At 56.6% G+C, this 22261-nt stretch carries 21 protein-coding genes; 13 read left to right on the forward strand and 8 right to left on the reverse strand.

The window, feature by feature from the left end:
• The coding region (locus tag A985_RS24665; RefSeq protein ID WP_304412209.1) for a glycosyltransferase family 9 protein at positions 1-1084 on the forward strand (1084 nt) is incomplete at its 5' end.
• Here the strand turns inward: A985_RS24665 and A985_RS0108080 are convergent.
• Together A985_RS0108080 and A985_RS0108085 are read right to left on the reverse strand one after the other, a co-directional pair.
• Complete coding sequence (locus A985_RS0108080; protein WP_017232900.1) at positions 1066-2139, reverse strand: AI-2E family transporter; 1074 nt, start codon at positions 2137-2139, stop codon at positions 1066-1068. The two genes, A985_RS24665 and A985_RS0108080, sit on opposite strands and share 19 nt — an antisense overlap.
• On the reverse strand, positions 2126-3091 hold the full coding sequence (locus tag A985_RS0108085; RefSeq protein WP_017232901.1) for a LysR family transcriptional regulator: 966 nt from the start codon (positions 3089-3091) through the stop codon (positions 2126-2128). Before A985_RS0108085 ends, A985_RS0108080 begins: the two co-directional genes overlap by 14 nt.
• Before the next feature lie 185 nt (positions 3092-3276).
• Here A985_RS0108085 and A985_RS0108090 point away from each other — a divergent pair, with 185 nt between their 5' ends.
• The 3 genes from A985_RS0108090 to A985_RS24670 all read left to right on the forward strand — a co-directional run bounded on the left by A985_RS0108090 (position 3277) and on the right by A985_RS24670 (position 6225).
• Complete coding sequence (locus tag A985_RS0108090) at positions 3277-4056, forward strand: TerC family protein (protein WP_017232902.1); 780 nt, start codon at positions 3277-3279, stop codon at positions 4054-4056.
• 173 nt (positions 4057-4229) lie between these two features.
• Positions 4230-4550 (forward strand): zf-TFIIB domain-containing protein, encoded by a 321-nt coding sequence (locus A985_RS0108095; RefSeq protein WP_026131758.1) that lies wholly within the window; start codon positions 4230-4232, stop codon positions 4548-4550.
• Positions 4551-4848: 298 nt separating this feature from the next.
• Complete coding sequence (locus A985_RS24670) at positions 4849-6225, forward strand: site-specific integrase (protein ID WP_017232904.1); 1377 nt, start codon at positions 4849-4851, stop codon at positions 6223-6225.
• Between the two features lie 309 nt (positions 6226-6534).
• Here the strand turns inward: A985_RS24670 and A985_RS24675 are convergent, their stop codons facing one another.
• The 4 genes from A985_RS24675 to A985_RS26955 form a co-directional block, all read right to left on the reverse strand.
• Complete coding sequence (locus tag A985_RS24675) at positions 6535-6900, reverse strand: hypothetical protein (RefSeq protein WP_051060102.1); 366 nt, start codon at positions 6898-6900, stop codon at positions 6535-6537.
• A 329-nt stretch (positions 6901-7229) separates the two neighbouring features.
• A complete protein-coding gene (locus tag A985_RS28115) occupies positions 7230-7496 on the reverse strand; it encodes a hypothetical protein (protein ID WP_157211391.1) in 267 nt (88 codons plus the stop codon).
• A 70-nt stretch (positions 7497-7566) separates the two neighbouring features.
• On the reverse strand, positions 7567-8037 hold the full coding sequence (locus A985_RS0108110; protein ID WP_017232906.1) for a hypothetical protein: 471 nt from the start codon (positions 8035-8037) through the stop codon (positions 7567-7569).
• A gap of 36 nt (positions 8038-8073) precedes the next feature.
• Positions 8074-8622 carry a hypothetical protein gene (locus A985_RS26955; RefSeq protein WP_198288671.1) on the reverse strand — a complete coding sequence of 183 codons (549 nt, stop codon included), beginning with the start codon at positions 8620-8622 and terminating at the stop codon, positions 8074-8076.
• A gap of 413 nt (positions 8623-9035) precedes the next feature.
• On the opposite strand from A985_RS26955, the gene A985_RS0108120 reads away from it, so the two are divergent.
• Positions 9036-9461, forward strand: a complete 426-nt coding sequence (locus A985_RS0108120) for a transcriptional regulator (RefSeq protein WP_017232908.1) — start codon at positions 9036-9038, stop codon at positions 9459-9461.
• A gap of 81 nt (positions 9462-9542) precedes the next feature.
• On the opposite strand, the gene A985_RS27410 is transcribed toward A985_RS0108120, so the two are convergent.
• Positions 9543-10376, reverse strand: a complete 834-nt coding sequence (locus A985_RS27410; protein WP_017232909.1) for an HNH endonuclease — start codon at positions 10374-10376, stop codon at positions 9543-9545.
• A gap of 219 nt (positions 10377-10595) precedes the next feature.
• Here A985_RS27410 and A985_RS28120 point away from each other — a divergent pair, with 219 nt between their 5' ends.
• The 4 genes from A985_RS28120 to A985_RS0108145 all read left to right on the forward strand — a co-directional run bounded on the left by A985_RS28120 (position 10596) and on the right by A985_RS0108145 (position 13824).
• Positions 10596-10742 carry a hypothetical protein gene (locus A985_RS28120; RefSeq protein WP_017232910.1) on the forward strand — a complete coding sequence of 49 codons (147 nt, stop codon included), beginning with the start codon at positions 10596-10598 and terminating at the stop codon, positions 10740-10742.
• Between the two features lie 119 nt (positions 10743-10861).
• On the forward strand, positions 10862-11827 hold the full coding sequence (locus tag A985_RS0108135) for a DUF932 domain-containing protein (RefSeq protein ID WP_017232911.1): 966 nt from the start codon (positions 10862-10864) through the stop codon (positions 11825-11827).
• A 77-nt stretch (positions 11828-11904) separates the two neighbouring features.
• The gene (locus A985_RS0108140; protein WP_017232912.1) at positions 11905-12906 is read left to right on the forward strand and encodes a YqaJ viral recombinase family protein; all 1002 of its coding nucleotides are present in this window, start codon (positions 11905-11907) and stop codon (positions 12904-12906) included.
• 15 nt (positions 12907-12921) lie between these two features.
• A complete protein-coding gene (locus A985_RS0108145) occupies positions 12922-13824 on the forward strand; it encodes a hypothetical protein (protein ID WP_017232913.1) in 903 nt (300 codons plus the stop codon).
• 264 nt (positions 13825-14088) lie between these two features.
• Here the strand turns inward: A985_RS0108145 and A985_RS24690 are convergent, their stop codons facing one another.
• The gene (locus A985_RS24690; protein WP_017232915.1) at positions 14089-14487 is read right to left on the reverse strand and encodes a hypothetical protein; all 399 of its coding nucleotides are present in this window, start codon (positions 14485-14487) and stop codon (positions 14089-14091) included.
• A gap of 418 nt (positions 14488-14905) precedes the next feature.
• On the opposite strand from A985_RS24690, the gene A985_RS0108160 reads away from it, so the two are divergent.
• Genes A985_RS0108160 through A985_RS0108175 form a run of 4 tightly spaced genes read left to right on the forward strand, consistent with a single transcriptional unit; the run spans position 14906 to position 22251 of the window.
• Complete coding sequence (locus A985_RS0108160) at positions 14906-17296, forward strand: type I restriction-modification system subunit M (protein WP_017232916.1); 2391 nt, start codon at positions 14906-14908, stop codon at positions 17294-17296.
• Positions 17287-18480 carry a restriction endonuclease subunit S gene (locus A985_RS26960; protein ID WP_017232917.1) on the forward strand — a complete coding sequence of 398 codons (1194 nt, stop codon included), beginning with the start codon at positions 17287-17289 and terminating at the stop codon, positions 18478-18480. Before A985_RS0108160 ends, A985_RS26960 begins: the two co-directional genes overlap by 10 nt.
• Positions 18477-21533: a type I restriction endonuclease subunit R gene (locus tag A985_RS0108170; RefSeq protein WP_017232918.1), complete on the forward strand. Its 3057-nt coding sequence runs from the start codon at positions 18477-18479 to the stop codon at positions 21531-21533. The genes A985_RS26960 and A985_RS0108170 overlap by 4 nt, the downstream gene beginning before the upstream one ends.
• Positions 21523-22251 carry a M48 family metallopeptidase gene (locus tag A985_RS0108175; protein ID WP_017232919.1) on the forward strand — a complete coding sequence of 243 codons (729 nt, stop codon included), beginning with the start codon at positions 21523-21525 and terminating at the stop codon, positions 22249-22251. The genes A985_RS0108170 and A985_RS0108175 overlap by 11 nt, the downstream gene beginning before the upstream one ends.
• Positions 22252-22261: the final 10 nt, after the last annotated feature.

Raw genomic sequence — 22261 nt, forward strand, 5'->3', positions numbered from 1 at the left:
GCAGCAACCCGATCCGCTGGTGAACCTGGGGGTGGCGCTGCGTGAGCAACACGCGTTCGGCGAAGCGCTGCAATGCTTGCGCGAGGCGGTAAAGCTCGCGCCGGACCATGCGGGCGCGCGCACTAACCGGGCGCAGACAAATCTGCTGCTGGGCGACTTCGAGCATGGCTGGCATGACTACGAGTGGCGCTGGCAGGAAGGCGGTCAGCGGCGGCGCTTCAGCGACCGGCTCTGGGACGGCCGCGCGCCGCTCGCGGGCAAGACGGTGTTCGTCCATAGCGAACCGGGCCTGGGGAATACGTTGCAGTTCGTGCGGTTTGTCCCGCGTTTGGTCGAGAGGGGGGCGAACGTCGTGCTGTCGGTGCAAGCGCCGCTTGTCACGTTGCTGGGCGGCTTCGCGCGCGGGGTGACGGTGCTTGCCGAGCACATACCGGTGCCGTCGTTCGACTGGCAGCTGCCGCTGCTCAGCCTGCCGCATCTGTTGAAAGCGGGGGGCGATGTGGCAACCGCTTTGCCCTACGTGCGCTCGAGCGCAGGGCGGGAGATGATCTGGCGGTCGATGCTGGGCAAGCGGCCGGAAGGCGCGTTGCGGGTGGGCTTCGTGTGGCGCACCGGGCCGTTTCCGCCGCATCGCGACGTGGCGCTTGCGCATTGGGCGCCGGTCTTCGGTGCCGACGCGCATTTCTACGCGTTGCAGGTCGATGTGACCGACGACGAGCGCGCCGAACTGGCCCGGTATGCCAATGTGCATGACATCGGCGCGAAGCTCAGCGATTTTGCCGAGACAGCGGCCGTCATGGCGCAGATGGATCTCGTGATCTCAGTGGACACGGCGGCGCTGCACTTGGCCGGAGCGCTGGGAAAACCGGTCTGGGGACTCGTCGGCTTTACGCCGGACTGGCGCTGGCAGTTATCGCGTCGGGACAGCGACTGGTATCGGTCGCTCACGCTTTATCGCCAGTCGCCGCGCGGCGACTGGGATGGCCTGATGGCGCAGGTCGGGGCCGATCTCGCTACCCTCGTGCATGAAGCGCGGGCGGCTGTGCCGATGGAGGCCCACGGATATCACCCGGCGTCGGCCTGATCGCTGTCGTCGTCGCGCAGGCGCGTATAGATATTCCAGCTGGAGATGAACAGGGCGGCGATGAGCGGTCCGATCACGAAGCCCGTCAGGCCGAAGAGCGACATCCCGCCGAGGGTGGCGATCAGCACGACCCAGTCGGGCAGCTTCGTGTCCTTGCCCACGAGAATCGGACGCAGCACGTTGTCGACCAGGCTCACAATGGTGCCGCAGAACGCAAACAGCACCACGCCCTTCCAGACTTCCCCGGAGAGCAACAGCCAGGTCCCCACGGGCACCCACACGACGGCTGCGCCCACGGCGGGTAATAGCGACAGGAAGGCCATCACCACGGCGGCGAGCACGTAGCCCTGGATGCCGAGGACGGCGAAGATGAAGCCGCCGAGTACGCCTTGCACCACGGCGACGGCGATGTTGCCCTTGACGGTGGCGCGCACGACCGTGGTGAACTGCCGGATCAGTTGGGTTTTGTGACGTTCTTCGAGCGGCAGGGCGCGTCGGACCATCACGCCGAGCACGGTACCGTCGCGCAGCAGAAAGAACAGCAGGTAGAGCATTACGCCGAAGCTCACGAGCAGTTGCGCCGTGTTCTGACCGATGCTCACCAGATAGACCGCGACCAGGCGGCCGATTTGCGCGGCGCCGTCGCCCAGCTTTTGCTGGATCGCGGCGACGTCCTGCACACCGGCCAGATCCATCACTCTATGCACACTCGCGGGCATCCGGTCGAGCAATTGCTGGAAGGCTACCGTGAGTTGGGGAAGATCGGCGCGAAAACGCACGAGTGCCGTGCTGATTTCCTGCGTCAGCATGCCGATCACGAGCGTGAGCGGCAGGATCACGATGAGCAGGATCAGCGCCAGCGTGGCGAGGGCGGCCAGATTCGGCCGGCCGCGCAGACGAGTGAGGATGCGGCGCTGCACTGGCTGGAACAGCACGGCGAGAATCGTGCCCCAGAAGACGGCGCCGAATAGCGGAAACAGAATCCACCCGAACACGATCGTCACGACGAACAGCATGAGGTGGAAGAACTTGCGCTGATCGCTACGACTCGACATGAGGTTTCCTCGCAGATGACGGCGGCGCAGACGGAGACGGCGTGCCAGTCGTTCTTATAGCAGAACCGGCCGTCGGGCCGATTTCACGGATGATTTGTGTCACGAGCGGATGGCCTTCGCCACGTCGCGAGCGAATGGCGTGGATGTCCTCGAAAACCTCGCTAGGGCGGCCCAGCCAGCGCAGGCCGCGCAGCAGCGAGACGTCGCCCGCGCCCGCCTCGCTCAGCGGAAAGACGCCCATGCCGCGTGTGGCAAAGACGGCCATGAGCGCGCTGTCTTCGAATTCGCCGACGATATTCGGGCGAATGCTCTGTGCCTCAAACCATTGATCGAGCCGGGCGCGCAGGGCCGAGTGACCGGTTGGCAGCACGACGGGGAGGTCTGCCAGGCATTGAGGAAACGCGGCTCGCGCGGATTGGCGTACCAGCGATGCCGGCCCATACCAGTCGACCGGCGACGCGACCAGACGTTCGCTTGAGAGTCGCAGCGTAGGGTTATACGGGGCGGGCTGGCTCGCGAGCACGAGGTCGAGCTTGTGTAGCGCAAGTTCGGCGAGCAACTGCTCGTGTTCGCCTTCATGGCAGACGAGCCGCAGCGAGGGCGTGTCGAGCACCGGCGCGAGAATCGCGTGCGCGGCCAGTTTGGAGATACCGTCGGCCAGCCCGATGGCAAGCCTTGCCACACGACCGCTGGCGGCCTCGCGAACGTCGTCGGGGATCGACTGGCCGAGGCGAAAAATCTCTTCTGCACGCCGAAACGCCGCCTGCCCCGGGTCGGTCATTGCGACGCCGCGTCCGGCGGGCTTGAGCAACTGGTGGCCGAGTGATTTCTCGAGCTCGCGCACCTGGGCGCTGATCGTCTGCACGGCCATGTCGAGACGCTCCGCCGCGCGAGCAAAGCCCCCTTCCTTGACGACGACCCAAAAATAGTAAAGATGACGGTAATTCAACATATCGAATGGACTTCGGAAAAACCGAACTATTTTGAAGTATATAACTGGTTTTTGCGAAACATGAGTTCGGGGATCATGCTGTCCTGGACCCGCACCTCGCGTTAGGTGCGGGATAACGAAGGGGCATGGCCGCTGTCGACTGGCGGTGAATGTTCCGATAACCCTAGGGAATCTCTGGCGCACATATGGACTATCTGCTTGCTTTGACGGTTGACCCGGCGGTATGGGCGGCGCTTGTCACGTTGGTGGTCATGGAAGTCGTGCTTGGCATCGACAACCTGATCTTCATCTCTATCCTGACCAACAAGTTGCCGTTGTCGATGCGGGCGCGCGCGCAGCGTATGGGCATTGGTCTGGCGCTGGTCATGCGTCTGGCGCTGCTGGGTACGGTGGCATGGATCGCCAAGCTGACGACACCGCTCTTCGAGTTGTTCGGTCACGGCTTTTCGTGGCGCGACCTGATTCTGATCTCCGGTGGTCTGTTCCTCGTGTGGAAGGCGACGAAGGAGATGCATCAGCATGTGGCGTCGGACACGGACGATGCCGAACACGGCGAGGGCGCATCGACGGCGGGAACGATGGCGACGATCACTGCGCGTGCCGCCGTGGTTCAGATCCTGATGCTGGACCTCGTGTTCTCGATCGACAGCATCGTGACGGCCGTGGGCATGACCGAGCACATCCCGATCATGTTCGTTGCGGTGATTGCCGCCGTGACGGCAATGTTGTTCATGGCGGGGCCGCTCTCGCGATTCATCGAGGCGAATCCGACGGTCGTGATGCTGGCGCTGGGCTTTCTGCTTGTGATTGGCATGACGCTGATCGCGGAAGGTTTCGGGTCACATATCCCGAAGGGTTACATCTACGCGGCGATGGCATTCTCGGCCTTCGTGGAGGGGCTGAACATGTTGACGCGTCGTGCGAAGGCGCGCCGTAAGGCAGAGCAGGGGCGCGTGCTTCACTAGGGGGTGCGGTAACGAAAGCGTAAGTGAGGCGGCGGCGGTCACCACCGCCGTCACTTTTTTTGTCTGACCGCTTCGGTTTTTACGAACATGGATGAACGGAAAAGCAGGTTTTTCCGTGGTGCGACAGCCGATACATTAAGGGCGTTGTCTCATTTACGTGATGGAGCGAAACGATGAAATGTCCTGTATGCGGTACCCCGGATTTGCTGATGGCGGAGCGTCAGGGGGTGGAGATCGACTATTGCCCGAGCTGTCGTGGTGTGTGGCTCGATCGTGGGGAGCTGGACAAGCTGATCGAGCGAACGGAGGGAGGTGGGGCGAGGCCGGCACCTGCGGCGCTCGGCGGCGATGATCAAGGGAATCGTCGCGACTCCCAAGCGTCTTGGCGCGATCATGCTCATCGCGATAGATCTCGTGGGGACGATGACCGAAGTCGCCAGTACGACCAGCCACGCAAGAAGAAGTCGCTGTTCGAGATGTTCGACTTTGACTGACGCCGGCGGGTAACTGACGTTTGCGCCCTTTGGCGTGGGATGCAAAACGTCAGCAGCGCTTTTGTGCGAACCCAAAAAAAACGGCTCCCATCGCTGGGAGCCGTTTTAAATTTGGTGGCGAATCAGGGACTCGAACCCCGGACCTGCGGATTATGATTCCGTGGGTCAGATATTTTTTCTATGTTGATGTTGGTTGAAGATTGTTGATTTTATTGAAATATATATGTAGGTGATATACGCTTAAGGTGACGAAAATTCCCTGATTTTCACCTGAATCGTAACCCCGGCGTAACCCCAAATGACTGACGGTACCCACATCAATTTTACGAAGGCAGCTTTGCTGGCGTTGCCAACGCCGGCCGCTGGTCGAACCACATACCACGACATCAAAACCCCGGGGTTGCAGCTTCGGGTCACGGTGACCGGTGTCAAGACGTTCTCCGTTTTTCGTCGGGTCAAGGGGGGTAGCCCTGTTCGGGTGACTCTGGGGCGTTTTCCGGATGTTTCGATTGAGAAGGCTCGTCAACAGGCGATGTCGCACACGGCAGAGCTAGCCGCCGGGACTGACGTTGCTGAGCGCCAGCGCAAGGCACAATCGGTATTGACGTTCGGAGCGTTGTTCGCTGAATACATGCGGCTACATAGCAAGGTCAAGAAGAGGACCTGGGCGGAAGACGAGAGCAAGTACGAGCAGTACCTTTCGGCGCCGCTTGGGAAGAAGCGCCTTTCGGAAATTACTCGTAAGAACATTGCAGACATTCACTCAAAAATTACAGCAGACGGGCATGCGGTGACGGCTAATCGTGTGCATGCTCTCGTGTCGAGCGTCTTCGGTTGGGCCATCTCGGTGGACGTGTGGGAGCAGAACCCGGCCGTCGGTATCAAGAAGAATGCCGAGAAGTCTCGTGACAGATTCATTCAGGGCCGTGAGCTGCCTGCCTTTTTTCGAGCAGTTCATGCCGAACCCAACGGTAGCATCCTAGACTTCTTCCTGATGTCACTTTTGACTGGAGCAAGAAGGTCGAACGTGCTGGAGATGGCGTGGACAGACGTTGATCTTACTGACAACGTATGGCGGATTCCCCGCACGAAGAACGGCGAGTCTCAAACGGTAATGCTGGTCAAAGAGGCCGTTGAAATACTAGTGCGCCGCAAGAATGGCAGTGCTAGCCCCTTTGTTTTTCCTGGTCACGGCGACTCCGGTCATCTGGTGGAGCCGAAGAAGGGGTGGCATCGCATCAAGGCCCGGATGGCTGGGCAAGAACTACTTCGGCAACTGGGCGAGCATCTGGCGTGGTCAGACGAAATGCTCGAATCCGAGTTGCGGGCGTTTCTAAGCACAGTGGATGTTGACCAAGCACTTGCATTGACATCTCAACGGGCAAGTGAGGCAGGAATCAACCTTCCGGCGCTGCTGCTACCTGATATTCGGATTCATGATCTGCGCCGGACTCTTGCTAGTTGGCAGGTAAAGACCGGAGCGACGCTGCCCGTTATCGGCAAGAGCCTGAACCACCGTTCGCCTGCAACCACGGCTGTGTATGCGAGGCTGGACCACGACCCGGTTCGAGAGGCGGTTACGAAAGCGACTGATGAAATGCTGAGCATCGGTCAAGCACGCATTCGCCTGAAGGACATCCTCGGCGCTACGCCTGATTCCGATAAGGCCGCGTAGGTACAGGTCCCCGAAACAGGTCCACGATCTGCTTGGGGCCTCGCAACTCTTCACGCATCGACGTTGCTTGCCCCAAATCGGCGGAAGTAATCGCTCACAATTTCATCGACGCTGGCTCGCACCTCGTCATCCCAAGTGTATGCGTGCAATAGACGGAAGGAGCTTTGCGTTGCAGCAGGGCCGCCGACTATGTTGTGTGCCAGGAGTAGGGCAACCGTGCGGAGATCATGTTCTGTGATCCGGGACGTTAGGTCGTCAAGCGACCTTTTGGCCGCACTACGCCGGGGGGACCATTGGAGCTGGTCGTGTTCAATGTGCGCTCCCCAATCGTTCGGCAGTCAATTTCGGTAGCCGCTTCTTGGCATTTTGCACAACGTCATTCAGTTCGTGTCGTGCGGCAGGGTTCCGCAGATAGGTCTGCAGCAACTCATAAAGCTGCACGTCGCCAGCCGATCCGCCCGAAAGATTGCAGGTGAGAACAAGGGCACGTACGCCGTTGTCAATTTGTTGTCGGGTGAGGTTGTGGCAGGCGCCCGACGTCAGTTCTTGCGCTGGTGGCTCGACATAGAACTCCGGCCAACCTCTCTTGATTCCGTTCAGGATCATCGCTTGAGCCTGTTCAATTGCTCGCTTTTCAAGCGTCGCAGCCGACTCTTCACTGATATGCTTGGTCACCGCGTCCCTCGCAGCAGTTGAATATCGATTCCCGATGCATTGGCAATAATTCTTGCTCGATCGATATTAGGAATTCGACCTGCATTCAGCCATAAATGGACCGTGGCGTTGCTCACTGAGGCAGCGTGGGCTGCTTTAGTCGCCCCACCGATCCGTTCGACTGCTACTCTCACGTGGTTTTGTGTAATGTACATACGCTATTTTTCCTTTTTCTTGATAAGCGCGCGACAATTTATTGATTACTTCTTGTCTATATTTATTTTAGTGTGCCGACTGTCGGCGGTGGGGCGGGGACGATATTTTTTTGATGATGCCCCCACATTACATGTTCAACGCAAGAATCGTTGACACCCGTTGACGGCGATCCGATACAGCTGGGCAGGAGAATAGTTCGGCGTTGCGTAAACGATGGTCAAAACTTCGTTTTCCGCTGCACCCGGTGGCTGCCCCCATTGCTCGGCATAGCCGACCTCGTAATCGTGTCGAGGAACGCCCTTGTCCATAATTTCTGCTGTTGTCCGAATTGCATTTGCGCGGGCCATGCAGACGTTGAACATGGCTTCGTCAGCGTGGGCAGAAACAGTGATGCTGAGCAACAACCAAATCAACAAATTTCGGCTAAACATATACTCTACCTCGACACGTTGCTCGCATTGAGTGAAGTCATCATTCTCGTTTGGCTGCCGGATCAATCACGGCAATTACCCCGATGTCGGCATAGGTACCGACGGCTCTCCCGATAACTGCGGCGTACCTGTGATCCTTTTCCAGGCCGAGCAGTACCTCCCGCACGTTATCAGAGGCCACGACAATGAGGTCCCCCCCGTTCGTTCTGCAGGTTACGGACGGGTATCCGTCTCGCAGGCGAGGTGCATAACAATAATGCGCGGGGAAAAGGACAAGCTTTCGCTTTAAGGTGCCCGCCTGCAAACCGAGCGTGAGATTTAGCACGTCCCTCTCTGTTGCAGAAACGTCAGGGTCTTTGACATCCATAAGCCGGATGGGGACATCCTCAACATTTTTCACGGAATCTCTACCGATCCATATCCAGTCATTCGCATGGCTTCGGTGCTTAAAAGCATACGCACCAGCTACGAGCAAAAGACCAGCCAGCAATATTGTGTGTGTTTTTCGCATTGCATCGTCTCGCTCGTTAAGCAAGCGCAAATTTCCCTAAAAAACCAACGCCTTTATCTGAGCAATGTCGTCGACCAAAAGCACTTGACTTTTTATTAGTGGAATCAATGCTGTCAAAAAATCGTCGGTTGGTTCTCGAGGGGGGAATTCGCTAAGCGAGATAATCGCCCTTTGTTTCCTATCCGAAAACTCCGAATCCGTTAATAATCCATTCGATGAGAGGTTGTGAAGCTTGCGAATGTTATCGACGAACTCTTGAGCTGAAGTGGTTTTTGCTTCAATCTCGGCCACCTCAATTTCTGCTTTTCGTTTCAAAAATGCATCATCTTCATATTTTTTATTCTTATTTTGAGCGGTGACGTACGCATCATATGCAGCGTATCCGATGAGAGGGATGACGAGCAGCCACGCGGCGATGCCGAACATAATTCCAGCCAGCAACGCGGCGAAGAACATGACGAGACCTTTAGGAGCGTCGTCGTTATACAACTGTCCTGCACCGACGCACACAATGCTCAGCACGCATGCAAGCGTCGGATTTTTCGGCCTAGCCAACTCCTCGACTTTGGGCATAATCGTGCTCAAACTGCACCTCCATCGTTGTTCTTTCGATACCACTGTGCAAGCTTGTAACCGCCATAGCCCATGGCAGCGGCTGCCACTATGGGTGCTGCAGCGGTTATGACCACGCCAGCGGCCATCCCACCACCTGCCACGCTCCCGACTGCGGCAAGACCTGATGTGATCCCTGCCGCCCCCAAGCCAGCAACTGAGCCACTAGCCGCAACATCGGCAACTGCACCCCCAGCCCCCGCAACAGCGCCAACACTGGCACCAACGGCTGCTCCCGTTAGTTCAGTAGGCGAGTTCTCTTTTTCTTTAGACACAGTCTGGCTCCTTCCAACGTGTAGGTACTGATGCGAAAGAATAAACCATTGAGTTGTTAACAACAACCAACCGGTTATCACGACGACGAACGTCTATTCCACACTCGGCAGATGCCGACACTGGACGAAAAGAAGGCGTTCGCCGCCCGCCTCAAGCAAGCCCTGAAACGCAGTCCGAAGAAGATCGAGACTGCGTCTGAACTCGCCACGCAGTTCAATCTCCGTCACCCAGTCGAGCCGATCACCCCTCAAGCGGCACAGAAGTGGCTGACCGGAACGGCACGACCCACGGTGGACAAGATCAAGACGCTTGCCGAGTGGTTGGATGTGTCCGAGCAATGGTTGCGTTTCGGCGTGACGGATATGAAGCGCCCTCGCCCCGCGAAGGGTGCGAGCGCAGTTGCCGACGAAGTTAGGCCGACCGCTCTGGAGTTGGAGTTGCTTCGCCGCCTCCGCGGCCTTTCAGCCCACCGTCGGCAAATTGTCGAAGAAATCATCGAGCAGTTCGCACTCGATGGTGAGGTTTGGAGGGAGTGACTCTAGGTTGCGGGCGTACAGTAAGTCACGACCATGAAATTCTTCGCATATGCGGTATATGCAGGCACCGTGCACCCTATCTTATTTGTTCACCGCTGTCTTGACCGTGATTTGCAGAAGGTCCAGTCGTGATGGGTCTGGCATCCGATGAAGCATTGCATGGCAGTTCGGGCACACGGGCCGAAGATGTCGCACTGGATCCACCACGTACTCTGAGCCGATGGTCGACAATGGCAGAAGATGGTGAACGTGTATGAAACCTTTGCCCAGCTCACCATAAGCCTTCTCGAAGTCGAGCCCACAAACCTGACACCGTGCACCGAAGTGATCAATGCATTGCCGTCTTGCTTGCGGGTCACGTTCATATCGGTTCACCATAACGGTTTGAGCCGCCCCCTCCGTGAGTCCCACCGCGCTCTCGATTTGGTCAGGAAAGAGGGTTCCGTCTTCGACTCGGTAATCTAGGGGCGACGTGCGAATTTTAAGCAGATCAACGATTCGCCTGGCGTTAGTCGAGTCTTTCACCTGAGTTTTGGTCTGCAGCCGAAAACCTAATTTCAGGTCACAGTAGGGAATGGCATTCGCCAACGAGCGAACGAAGTATTTCCAACTCACGCTCCTCCAATGGCGATGATCGCTCTCCCAGCCTGCGGGCAGGTCTGAGGCAGGCACAAGACGGTAAGTGGACTTCGGTCCGACGATTCCAGCTCCAATCGCACCATGCTCGTTGGCGTACGCAATTACCCAATCACCCTCAGCTAAGCTGCTTAGCTTCTTATCCCCCGCATCTCCAACGCTGCCGAGAAACCCTGCCGTAACAATCCGATTGCTCAGGTGCCTTTGCCACCACGCGTCTGTATATGGCTCGCCGATGTTGATGATGTAGTAGTTTGCTTCACCAGAGGGGCTTTTCATATCGGGTTTCCATCGCTTTTGAGCTGTAGGTCGCTACCGGACGTTAGCCGGGGCGAATCGGAGAAACCAGAATTAGAAGAATTTGGACGGCGACTCAGCATGCTGCTATGCACTGGAAATCATTGTCCTGAACTCGCTCCGAGTCAATTTCAGTACGCACCCTTGGTACAAGAACAATACGGGAGCGCGTCAGCCTTCCGCCTTAACCAAGGAGCCGTCATGCATAAATCTGCTTTCAATCTTCTGCTGGTCGTCCTTATCGAGGCCATCTGCGCCGTCGCGGCCTATCTGAAGGACCGTCTAATGGGAAGCCTTCACCGCTCCGGTGACGACGAGCCGTGGGCGAATCACCCCGAGTTCGCCTAACACTTTCCGCAACTCTCCGTAGCCGGTTCTGGCTGCATCGCTTCTCATCCCCGCATTCAATCGTAGCCTCGCCCGGTTCTGACCTGGCTGGATGCGCACGTCTATTCAAGGAGTTCAAAATGCACCTTGTGCAAAACATGGCCTATGTCGGCGAAGTTCCCTGGCACGGGCTAGGCAATCAACTTGCCCCGGACCAGCCGCTCGAAGTCTGGGCCATGCAGGCGGGTATGGATTGGACAATCGAAGAATCCGAAGTCCGCTTCGTTGCCGGCAACGGTGGTCTGGGCTCGATCCACGCCTTCCCCGACCAGAAGGTCTTGTATCGAAGCGACACGAAAGACCCGCTCTCGGTGGTGTCGAGCCGTTATCAGGTCGTGCAGCCGCAGGAAATCCTGGAGTTTTATCGAGACCTCACTGAAGTGGGTGGCTTTCAGCTCGAAACAGCAGGTGTACTAAAAGGCGGACGTAAGCTCTGGGCACTGGCACGCACCGGACAGTCCGTCGCCCTCAAGGGCAGAGACGTAGTGGACGGCTACTTGCTCCTCGCCACCGCCTGCGACGGAACACTAGCGACAACTGCACAATTTACGTCCGTCCGTGTTGTTTGCAATAACACCTTGGCCGTAGCACTCGGCGACAGCACTGGAGCGATCAAGGTGCCTCATCGAAGCCAGTTCGATCAGCAAACCGTTAAGCGTCAGTTGGGGATCGCCATCTCGTCATGGGATGAATTCCTGGTGCGGATGAAGGCCCTGTCCGAGCGGAAGGTCAAGCATGAAACGGCGGACGCCTACTTCCAGCGTGTGCTGACCTACCCGACAACCACGGATTCCGGCAACGCAACGACAACGACCAACGAGCGGGCTATCAAGGCCGTGCATGAGCTTTTCTCTGGCCGTGGCAAAGGTGCGGACCTTGCTTCTGCGTCTGGCACTGCGTGGGGTCTCGTCAACGCTGTTACCGAATACGTCGACCACCAACGCCGAGCCAGAAGCGAAGACCACCGTCGAGACGCTGCATGGTTTGGTGCCGGTGCCACGTTGAAAGAAAAGGCTTGGGACGAAGCCCTTCGCTTGGTCGCATAGCCGCTCCCCCCACCGCAATACCGAAGCCCGGTTGAACCTTGCGTTCGCCGGGCTTTTCTTCATTGAAGGAGCTGAACATGAGCACTGCAATCAGTATAGAAAAGCCTTCCAGGAATCGGCCTGCCCTGCGACTTGTCGACACTCGTGGCCTCGACCGTGAAGACTGGCTCGCTGTTCGCAAGACAGGTATCGGTGGATCCGACGCAGCCGCCGCAGTTGGCTTGAATCCGTACAAATCGATGTTGGAACTCTGGCTTGAGAAAACGGGGCGAGACGCCGAGCTCGAAAAGCCGAATCCCAATGACACCACTCATCCAGTCTTTTGGGGAACGTTGCTCGAACCCATCGTCGCCGCAGCGTATAGCCAGCAGACCGGCAACCGTGTACGCAAGGTCAATGCCGTGCTGCGACATCCGACGGTACCTTTCATGTTGGCCAACCTGGACCGTGAAGTGACCGGCTTGGCCGACGTGCAGATACTCGAATGCAAAACGGCCGGAGAGTTCGGTTCTCGATTGTGGCGGGATGGTGTGCCGGAATATGTGCAGTTGCAGGTACAGCATCAGCTTGCCGTGACAGGCAAACGAGCTGCCCACGTTGCCGTTCTTCTCTGCGGCCAGAAGTTGGACGTTCATCGTATCGAGCGTGACGACGAGTTGATCGCAAGACTGATCGAACTCGAAGCCCGGTTCTGGCAATACGTGGAAAGCGATACGCCACCGCCGGCTGACGGTTCGGAATCTGCCGATCGAGCGTTGCGTTGCTTGTTTCCCAAAGACGCCGGAAACACCGTCGACTTCAGCGACGATCGGAACCTGTCCGCCACGTTCTCCGATCTTGTTACGGTCCGTGCCGAAATCGAAACACGGGAACAGCTCGAATCGAAGCTCAAACAATGCCTCCAGCAGGCCATGGGAGACGCGTCACGGGCTTTGTTCGAGACAGGCGAGGTCACGTTCAAGCGCAGCAAGGACGGCTCCAGCGTCGATTTGAAGAGGCTTCTCGCCGATCACCCGGAGCTTCAACAACAGTACACCATCACCAAGCCTGGTTCTCGCCGGTTCCTGGTATCAGTCTAGTCAACGGAGGCAATCATGTTGAAAGGCTTAGCAATCACGCCTCCGGTCATCGGGCGGATTTCGATTGGCCGTGTCGTAGAGAAGAACGGTAAGCGGTTGCCTGAGAAAGACGACCAGTTCACGATCACAACGCAGATGCAAAACCGTGACGGCTGGGTTCTCCATCCATTCGATGAGGCGCTACGCAAGGCGGGCAGTGGCAAGCTGCGATCGATCCCGGTCCGAGTGTTGTTCAACGATCCGGATCTGAATCTGCGTGCCGAGTACTCGATGTTTGACCGGCAAAACGGAAGGCCGGTGTGTGTTGGCAACGGTGAGACTTGCAGGCGTGTCACCAACGAGGGCACTGTCCCGTTGCCATGTCCGTCTCCCGACGGCTGTGCATTTGGGCAGACTGGCGGTTGCAAGCCCTACGGTCGACTGAACGTTGTCATTGGCGACGAGGATGAGCTCGGTTCGTTCATTTTCAGAACCACGTCGTTCAACTCCATTCGCACGTTGGCCGCACGGCTGCATTACTTCAACGCCGTGTCGGGCGGGTTGCTGGCGACCATGCCACTGGAGTTGAAGCTGCGTGGAAAATCAACAACGCAAAGTCACCGATCTGCAATTTACTACGTGGACCTCGTCGTTCAGTCTGGGCTTACGCTGGGAGACGCCATTGCTCGGGCACGGGAACTGGATAGCCAGCGCAAGGCTTCAGGCTTCGATCCGGCTGCGCTCGATGAAGCGGCGCAAGCAGGTTTTGCCAACGGAGCGTTCGAGGAATCTGGTGAGGATACGCAAGCGGTCGTGGAGGAGTTCTATCCGGACGACGACGGCACGGGCGAACCGGAATCTGACAAGGGGGCTGGCGGCACGAGCCTGAAGGACAAGCTCGAACGGAAGGCCACGAGAGCAACGGGAGGCTCGTCATGATCTTCGTCGAAGCCATCCTGTTCCTGACCGTTGCGCCGTTTCTGCTGATCGCAGTTGGCTTCGTCTGGCTGTGGTTCGGTCACAAGTTGCTGGTCTGCATCTTGGGACGCTGATGCGTCCCTTTGCTCCCGCTGATGTGGGGGCTTTTTTAGCTAATACGGATCGAGGCGTGCTGGTGGTGAGTTGGTGTTGCGGGATCCGCAGGTAAAATTCACACCTCCATTCCGGTATGTGTGCCGGTAGAAATGCAGCCGCTCAAGGCAGTCAATCTCGGACCTTGCAGACTGTATGCTTTAGCCACGTTACGATGCCACGATCAGTGACTGCTTTGGGATGCGTATCGTTGAGTGTCAGGTACCCATAAAACCTGCCATTTTGGTCGACAATAACTGGCGGATCAGATGCGATGTCATTGCATGGGCTTTCAGAAGATATGTCCGATCCGTACTGGCCGATGTCATTGAAGATGCTCAGCGGCGAAATGTCCGAACCGTATTGGCCGATATCATTGTGGACCGAGTCGGGGGCCACTTCTGAACAGTTCATGCAGCCCAAATAGACGTCATGTCGTGGCCCGCCGAACAACATGAGTTTGACCTGTGCCTGCGCCATGCCTGAAACCGTTGCCAGAATCATTAAAAGCAATACACCTCTCACTTTCATTTCCGACCTCCCTCTAGGTTGTCGTATGGCAATTTCGTCGTCCCATTAGACGGGGGCGGCATGTCGCCGGAACTGGGCCGCTGCGGGCGACAGCCGAACACGGAACCGGTGTCGTTCCTATATATATTATTAGGAAATGCTCAACATCGAAAACGAAGCACTCGTACGGCATTTCCGCTCTCGGTCGCCCACAAGTTTTTGAAATTCGTGGGCGAGGAGCGCCATTGCCACGAGAACTTTGAGGCGTCAACGAGCAGACGATCCTCATCCGAGCGCCCCAACTCAAGATGAGTTGCTGCTGGCGCCTCTTTCCGTCCGCCGCATTGTAAAATTTGCCATCAGTCCGACGAAGCAGTCCATCTGATCGTCTGGGGCACTTATTCGACCCACGGGTCAGCAATGCACATTCAAAGAACTCATGGCAATCAAGAAATCTGAACTCTACAGCTCGTTGTGGAAGGGCTGCGACGAACTCCGCGGCGGAATGGACGCCTCGCAGTACAAGGACTACGTGCTCGTCCTGTTGTTCGTCAAGTACGTGTCCGACAAATATGCGGGTCAGAAGGATGCCCTGATCGACGTGCCGGCTGGGGGGAGTTTCAGCGACATGGTCGCCCTGAAGGGTGACAAAGAGGTTGGCGACAAGATCAACAAGATCATTGCCCGACTCGCAGAAGCAAACGACCTCAAGGGCGTGATAGATGTTGCTGACTTCAACGACGCAGAAAAGCTGGGCAAGGGCAAGGAGATGGTGGACCGTCTCTCCAATCTCATCGCCATCTTCGACACGCCTGGACTCGACTTTAAGAGCAACCGTGCAGAGGGTGACGATATTCTGGGTGACGCCTACGAGTATCTGATGCGCAACTTCGCTACCGAGTCGGGCAAAAGCAAGGGGCAGTTCTACACTCCAGCAGAAGTTTCCCGTGTGATGGCGAAGGTGATCGGCATCGGCAGTGCCAAAAGCGCCGACCAGACCATCTATGACCCGACATGTGGCTCGGGATCGCTGCTCATCAAGGCACACGACGAAGCGAAAGGGGCTACGCGGCTTGATTTGACCATTTACGGGCAGGAGATGGACAACGCCACGTCAGCACTGGCGAAGATGAATATGATCCTGCACGACTGCCCCACAGCAGAGGTCTGGAAGGACAATTCGCTGTCCAGCCCGCATTTCAAGCAAGGCAACGGCGCCCTCAAGACCTTTGACTTCGTTGTCGCCAATCCGCCGTTCTCGACGAAGGCTTGGAGCAACGGGTTTGACCCGCTAAACGATGAATTTGGTCGCTTCGAATATGGCACACCTCCCGACAAGAATGGCGACTACGCGTTCTTGCTGCATATTCTTACGTCCCTCAAGAGCACGGGTAAGGGCGCGGTAATTCTCCCGCACGGCGTGCTGTTCCGTGGCGGTGCTGAAGGCGCAATTCGAAAGCGCGTCGTCCAGCAAGGCTACATCAAGGGCATTATCGGTCTGCCAGCCAACTTGTTCTATGGAACGGGCATCCCGGCGTGCATCATCGTTCTTGACAAAGAACATGCTGCTGCCCGCAAGGGCATCTTCATGATCGATGCCAGTAAGGGGTTCATCAAGGACGGGAACAAGAATCGCCTGCGTTCGCAGGACATTCACAAGATCGTCGATGCCTTCAACAGACAGGCCGAGATCCCGAAGTTCGCCCGGCTGGTGCCCGTTTCAGAGATTTGCGAGAACGACTTCAACCTAAACATCCCCCGCTACATCGATAGTACCGAGCCCGAGGATCTGCAGGATATCGCCGCCCACCTATTGGGTGGAATTCCAGACCACGACATCGAAGATCTGGGTGAATACTGGCGTGTATTGCCGAACGTACGTTCCTCATTGTTTTCCCCGGCCGGTCGAGCCGGTTATAGCCAACTGAAGGTTGCATCAAGCGAGATCAAGTCGACGATCTTCGGTCATGCGGAGTTTGCTACCTTCACGGAAACTGTGCATTCCGACTTCGCCAAATGGAAGGCGGGCAATGTCCCCCTGCTCGCCGGAATCCAGATCGGAGACCATCCGAAGGCGTTGATCGAAGCCATCTCTGAAAGCCTACTCGACACGTTTAAAGCCACGCCGCTGCTTGATGCCTACGACGTTTATCAGCACCTGATGAGCTACTGGGCAGACACGATGCAGGACGACGTGTACATGCTCGTTCACGACGGCTGGAATGCGCTGACCGATGGCAAGTCCAATACTGACCTAATCCCCGCACCGCTTGTAGTCGCTCGATACTTTGCAGATGATGCCACGGCCATTGAACAGCTAGAAGGCGAGCGTGACTCCATCTCACGCCAGATGGAAGAACTCAACGAAGAGCATGGCAGTGAGGATGGACTGCTGGCCGAAGCAAAGACCGACAAGGGCAAGCTCACGAAGGTCAGCGTCAAGGCCCGTTTGTCGGAGATCAAAAAGGACGCTGACGCCGCCGAGGAGCGCAAGGTCCTGAATGAATACCTCGAACTGATCGACAAGGAAGCGGCGGCGAGCAAGAAGCTGAAGGATGCCCAGAAGGCTCTGGAAGCCAAGGTAATAGCGCATTACGGCAAGCTGACCGAGGCAGAAATTAGGACGTTGGTTGTCGCCGACAAGTGGATTGCAACGCTCGCCGCTGACGTCCAGACCGAGCTTGATCGGGTGTCGCAAGCGCTCACTGGACGTATCAAGGAGTTGGCGGAGCGGTATTCGACGCCGCTGCCGAAGCTCACGGCGGAGGTTGAGATGCTGTCGGCTCGTGTGGATGAGCATCTAAAGAAGATGGGGTTCGCATGGAACTGAAGCCGGGTTACAAGCAGACCGAGGTAGGGGTGATCCCTGTGGATTGGGAGGTAACCCCACTCCTCTCCGCTGTTCGCATTGCGAGTGGCCAAGTTGACCCGAGAGTCGAACCATATAGGTCAATGGTTCTGGTTGCACCTGATCACATCGAAAGTGGAACTGGAAAATTGATCGAGCGGCGAACGGCAGAAGCTCAAGGTGCAATCAGCGGCAAATATCTGTTCAACTCTGGCGACATTATTTACAGCAAGATTCGTCCTTATCTTCGTAAGGCTACGTTGGCCAATTTTCAGGGCCTTTGCAGCGCAGACATGTACCCCCTAACACCATCCAATGGTGTCGATAGCAAATTCGTATTCCCGATTCTGCTAGGGGAGCGCTTCTCCCGATTTGCCGAAACCGTTTCGGTTCGCAGTGGTATTCCGAAGATTAACCGAGAGGAGCTTTCGGAGTTTTCCCTTGCACTCCCATCGCTTCCGGAGCAGCAAGCCATCGCCACCGCCCTCTCCGACGTCGACACCCTGATTTCGTCGCTGGACAAACTCATAGCCAAGAAGCGTGACCTCAAACAGGCCGCCATGCAGCAATTGCTCACCGGTAAGCAACGTTTGCCGGGGTTCAGCGGGGAGTGGAAAGTTAAGCGGATCGGTTCCCTTCTCAAGTTTCAGGTTGGCTTCCCATTCAAGTCGTCCCATTTCAACCAGAAAGGGGATGGAATTAGACTCATCAAGAATCGAGATCTAAAGAGCGACGATCAGACCTTTCATTTCAGCGGCAAGTACGACGAGGCCTACATCGTCCGAGATGGTGATGTACTGGTCGGGATGGATGGGGATTTTGCTCCTGCCATATGGACAAGGGGACCGGCACTCCTGAATCAACGGGTAGGTCGAATACTTCCACAAGCCGGCTTGAACAAGGTTTTCGCTAGTTATTTTTTGATTGATCCATTGAAGGAGATCGAGATCAAAACGGCGAGCACTACGGTAAAGCATTTGTCTCACGGGGAGGTCGAGGCAATCGAGGGACCGCTTCCGGATGTTTTCGAGCAAACCGCAATTGCTTCCGTTCTCTCCGACATGGACACCGAAATTGCAGCACTAGAACAAAAGCGTGACAAGACCCGTGCGCTCAAGCAGGGCATGATGCAAGAACTATTGACCGGGAGAATTCGACTCGTATGAGCACCGTCGGCCAGATCGAGAAAAAAACGCAGGAGCGTGTCGTCAAGCTGTTCGTGGACTCGCTGGGGTACGAGTACCTAGGTAACTGGATCGACCGCGTCGGAAACAGGAACGTCGACCATGGCCTGTTGAGTCGGTTCCTCAAGCGGCAAGGCTACGACGACGCCCTGATCGTCCGTGCTATCCATGCTCTCGACAAAGCCGCCTGCGATCAGAGCAAAAGCATCTACGACCGAAACAAAGCGGTGTACGAGATGCTCCGCTACGGCGTAAAGGTGAAGCCCGAGGTCGGTGAGAACACGCAAACGGTTTGGCTCGTCGACTGGAAGCAACCGCTAAACAACGACTTTGCCATTGCCGAGGAAGTAACCGTCAGCGGTGCCGATGCGAAAGCAAACACCAAGCGCCCGGACGTTGTGTTGTACGTCAACGGCATTGCGCTGGGCGTTCTTGAACTGAAGCGCTCTACCGTATCTGTGTCGGAGGGTATTCGGCAGAACCTCGACAATCAGAAGAAGGTCTTCATCCAACACTTCTTCTCGACCATGCAGCTCGTCATGGCAGGCAACGATACGGAAGGCTTGCGCTACGGTTCCATTGAGACACCGGAGAAGTATTACCTTGCCTGGAAGGAAGATAGCCCCATCGAGAACCTGCTCGATCGCCATCTGACTCAGGTCTGCAACAAGACCCGCTTCCTAGAGCTGATCCATGATTTCATCGTGTTCGATGCTGGAACGAAGAAGCTCTGTCGACAAAACCAGTATTTCGGGGTGCGAGCTGCACAGGATCATGTGAAGCGCCGTGAGGGCGGCATCATCTGGCACACCCAAGGCTCGGGCAAGAGCCTGACGATGGTCTGGCTCACGAAGTGGATACGGGAAAATGTCAAAGATGCCCGTGTCCTCATAATCACCGACCGGACCGAGCTTGATGAGCAGATCGAAAAGGTATTCACGGGTGTACACGAGGAGATTTACCGAACGAAGAGTGGCGCTGATCTGATTGCTGCGCTCAATGCGACGACCCCCTGGCTTCTGTGCTCGTTGATCCACAAATTCGGCGGCAAAGAGGGCGACGACGATGCGGCCGATATCTCAGGCTTCGTTCAGGAGCTGAAGAAATCATTGCCCGCCGATTTTCGGGCCAAGGGAGATCTTTACGTCTTCGTGGACGAATGCCATCGCACCCAGTCGGGCGAGCTGCACGATGCCATGACGTCCATTCTTCCCAACGCAATGTTCATCGGTTTCACCGGCACACCACTGCTCAAAGCCGACAAGCAGAAGAGCATTGAGGTGTTTGGGCGCTATATTCACACCTACAAGTTTGATGAAGCCGTGAAGGACGGTGTGGTATTGGACTTGCGTTACGAGGCTCGGGACGTCGACCAGGACATCACGTCGCAGAAGAAAATCGATCAATGGTTTGAAGCCAAGACCAAAGGGCTAACGAATCTGGCCAAGGCGCAGCTCAAGCAGAAATGGGGCACGATGCAACGCGTGCTTTCGAGCCAGTCGAGACTTGAAAAGATTGCTGCCGACATCCTGCTTGACATGGAAACGCGTGATCGGCTGATGAGTGGGCACGGAAATGCGATGCTTGTATCTGGCAGCATCTACCAAGCCTGCAAGTTCTACGAGCTGTTCGATAAGACCGACTTGGCCGGTAAGTGCGCCATTGTCACCAGCTACCGACCGTCTCCCGCAGACATCAAAGGTGAGAGCGCCGAAGGGCTGACGGAGAAGCTGCGCCAGTACGAGATCTACAACAAGATGCTGAGCGGGCAGGAGCCCGAAGCCTTCGAGAAAGATGTGAAGAAGAAATTCATCGACGACCCGGGGCAAATGAAGCTCCTGATCGTGGTGGATAAGCTCCTGACCGGCTTTGATGCTCCGTCGGCGACCTACCTTTACATCGACAAGCAGATGCGTGACCACGGTCTTTTCCAAGCCATCTGTCGCGTGAATCGTCTCGACGGCGACGACAAAGAATACGGCTACATCGTCGACTATAAGGACTTGTTCAAAAGCCTCGAGAACTCGATTCACGATTACACATCCGGGGCCTTGGATGGCTACGACAAAGACGATGTGGCGGGGCTCTTAGAGGATCGATTGGCCAAAGCTCACGACGAACTGGAAGAGGCTCGTGAAGCCATCAGAGCACTTTGTGAGCCCGTGGATGCTCCCAAGGACACACCGGCCTACTTGCGATACTTTTGTGCGAAGGACTCTGGCAACTCGGAGCAGCTAAAGGAGAATGAACCGAAGCGGCTTGCGCTTTACAAGTTCACCTCTGCCTTCATCCGGGCATTTGCAAGTCTGGCCAACGAACTCGAAGAGGCGGGCTATACGCCCGCTGAGATTTCAGCGCTGGAAGACGAGACCAGTCACTTCGACAAGGTTCGCAACGAAGTCAAACTGGCTAGCGGGGACTACATCGACCTGAAGATGTATGAACCCGCGATGCGGCATTTGATCGATACCTACATCCGTGCCGAGGAAAGCGAGAAGATTTCCGCGTTCGACGACCTGTCGTTGATTCAGCTAATCGTTGAACGTGGTACCGGGGCGGTTGACGCCTTGCCGAAGGGAATTCGGGAGAGCAAGGAAGCCGTAGCGGAAACGATCGAGAACAACGTTCGAAAATTGATCATCGACGAGCAACCGATCAATCCGAAGTATTACGAGCGGATGTCGGAGCTACTCGATGCACTGATCGAGAAACGAAGATCGGACGCGCTGGCATACGAGGAGTATCTGGCCGAAATCGTTGAGCTGACGAAGCAAGCGAAGAATCCAGCGACCGGTACGGCATACCCCGCCGCGCTCAATACTGCGGCAAAGCGGGCGCTATACGACAATCTTGGTAAGGACGAGACGCTAGCACTCAATGTTGATAGCGCTATTCGCCTGAGTCGACAAGATAACTGGCGAGGCAATCGCATGAAGATTTTGATGGTGAAGAACGCCATCAAAGCGATTCTTGACGGCGATGAAGAGCGCACTGAGGTGATTCTAGAATTGGCCAAGAACCAACATGAGTACTGAGCCGCTTCACATTCGGGTCAGCGGCCTGACGATCGACATCGTTCGTAAGGACATCAAGAATCTTCACCTTGGTGTTTATCCTCCCAATGGACGCGTCCGGGTTGCTGCTCCGTTGGCCGTTAGCAATGACGCCGTTCGCCTTGCCGTTATCGGGAAGCTGGGGTGGATTAAACGCCAGCGGGCGAAATTCGAGGCTCAGCCTCGCCAATCACCGCGTGAAATGGTCCGTGGTGAGAGTCACTATTTTCAGGGGCGCCGGTACCGCATCCGTATTGTCGAACATCAGGGTGCCGGTACCGTGGTGTTGCGTAACAAGACAACGATGGAGATCCATGTGCGATCTGAGGCGAACGCCGAGCAGCGCCTGCGGGTGCTAGACGGCTGGTACAGAGAACAACTAAAAGCTCAGGTACCGTTTCTGCTCGAAAAGTGGCAGCCCCTATTGGGTGTGGAGGTAGCTCACTGGGGCATCAAGAAAATGAAGACCAAATGGGGGAGCTGCAATGTTGATGCTGGCCGCATTTGGCTGAACCTTGAGTTGGCAAAGAAGCCCATGCACTGCCTCGAGTATGTTGTCGTCCATGAGATGGTCCATCTGGCGGAGCGGCACCACAACGACCGATTCATTGCATTGATGGATCGAAACCTTCCGCACTGGCGGGCATATCGTGACGAACTGAATCAAGCGCCGCTGGGCCACGAAACCTGGACTGCTTGACAGATCACAA

Origin of the sequence: Pandoraea sp. B-6, assembly GCF_000282835.1 — a bacterium.
GTDB classification, from domain to species: domain Bacteria; phylum Pseudomonadota; class Gammaproteobacteria; order Burkholderiales; family Burkholderiaceae; genus Pandoraea; species Pandoraea cepalis.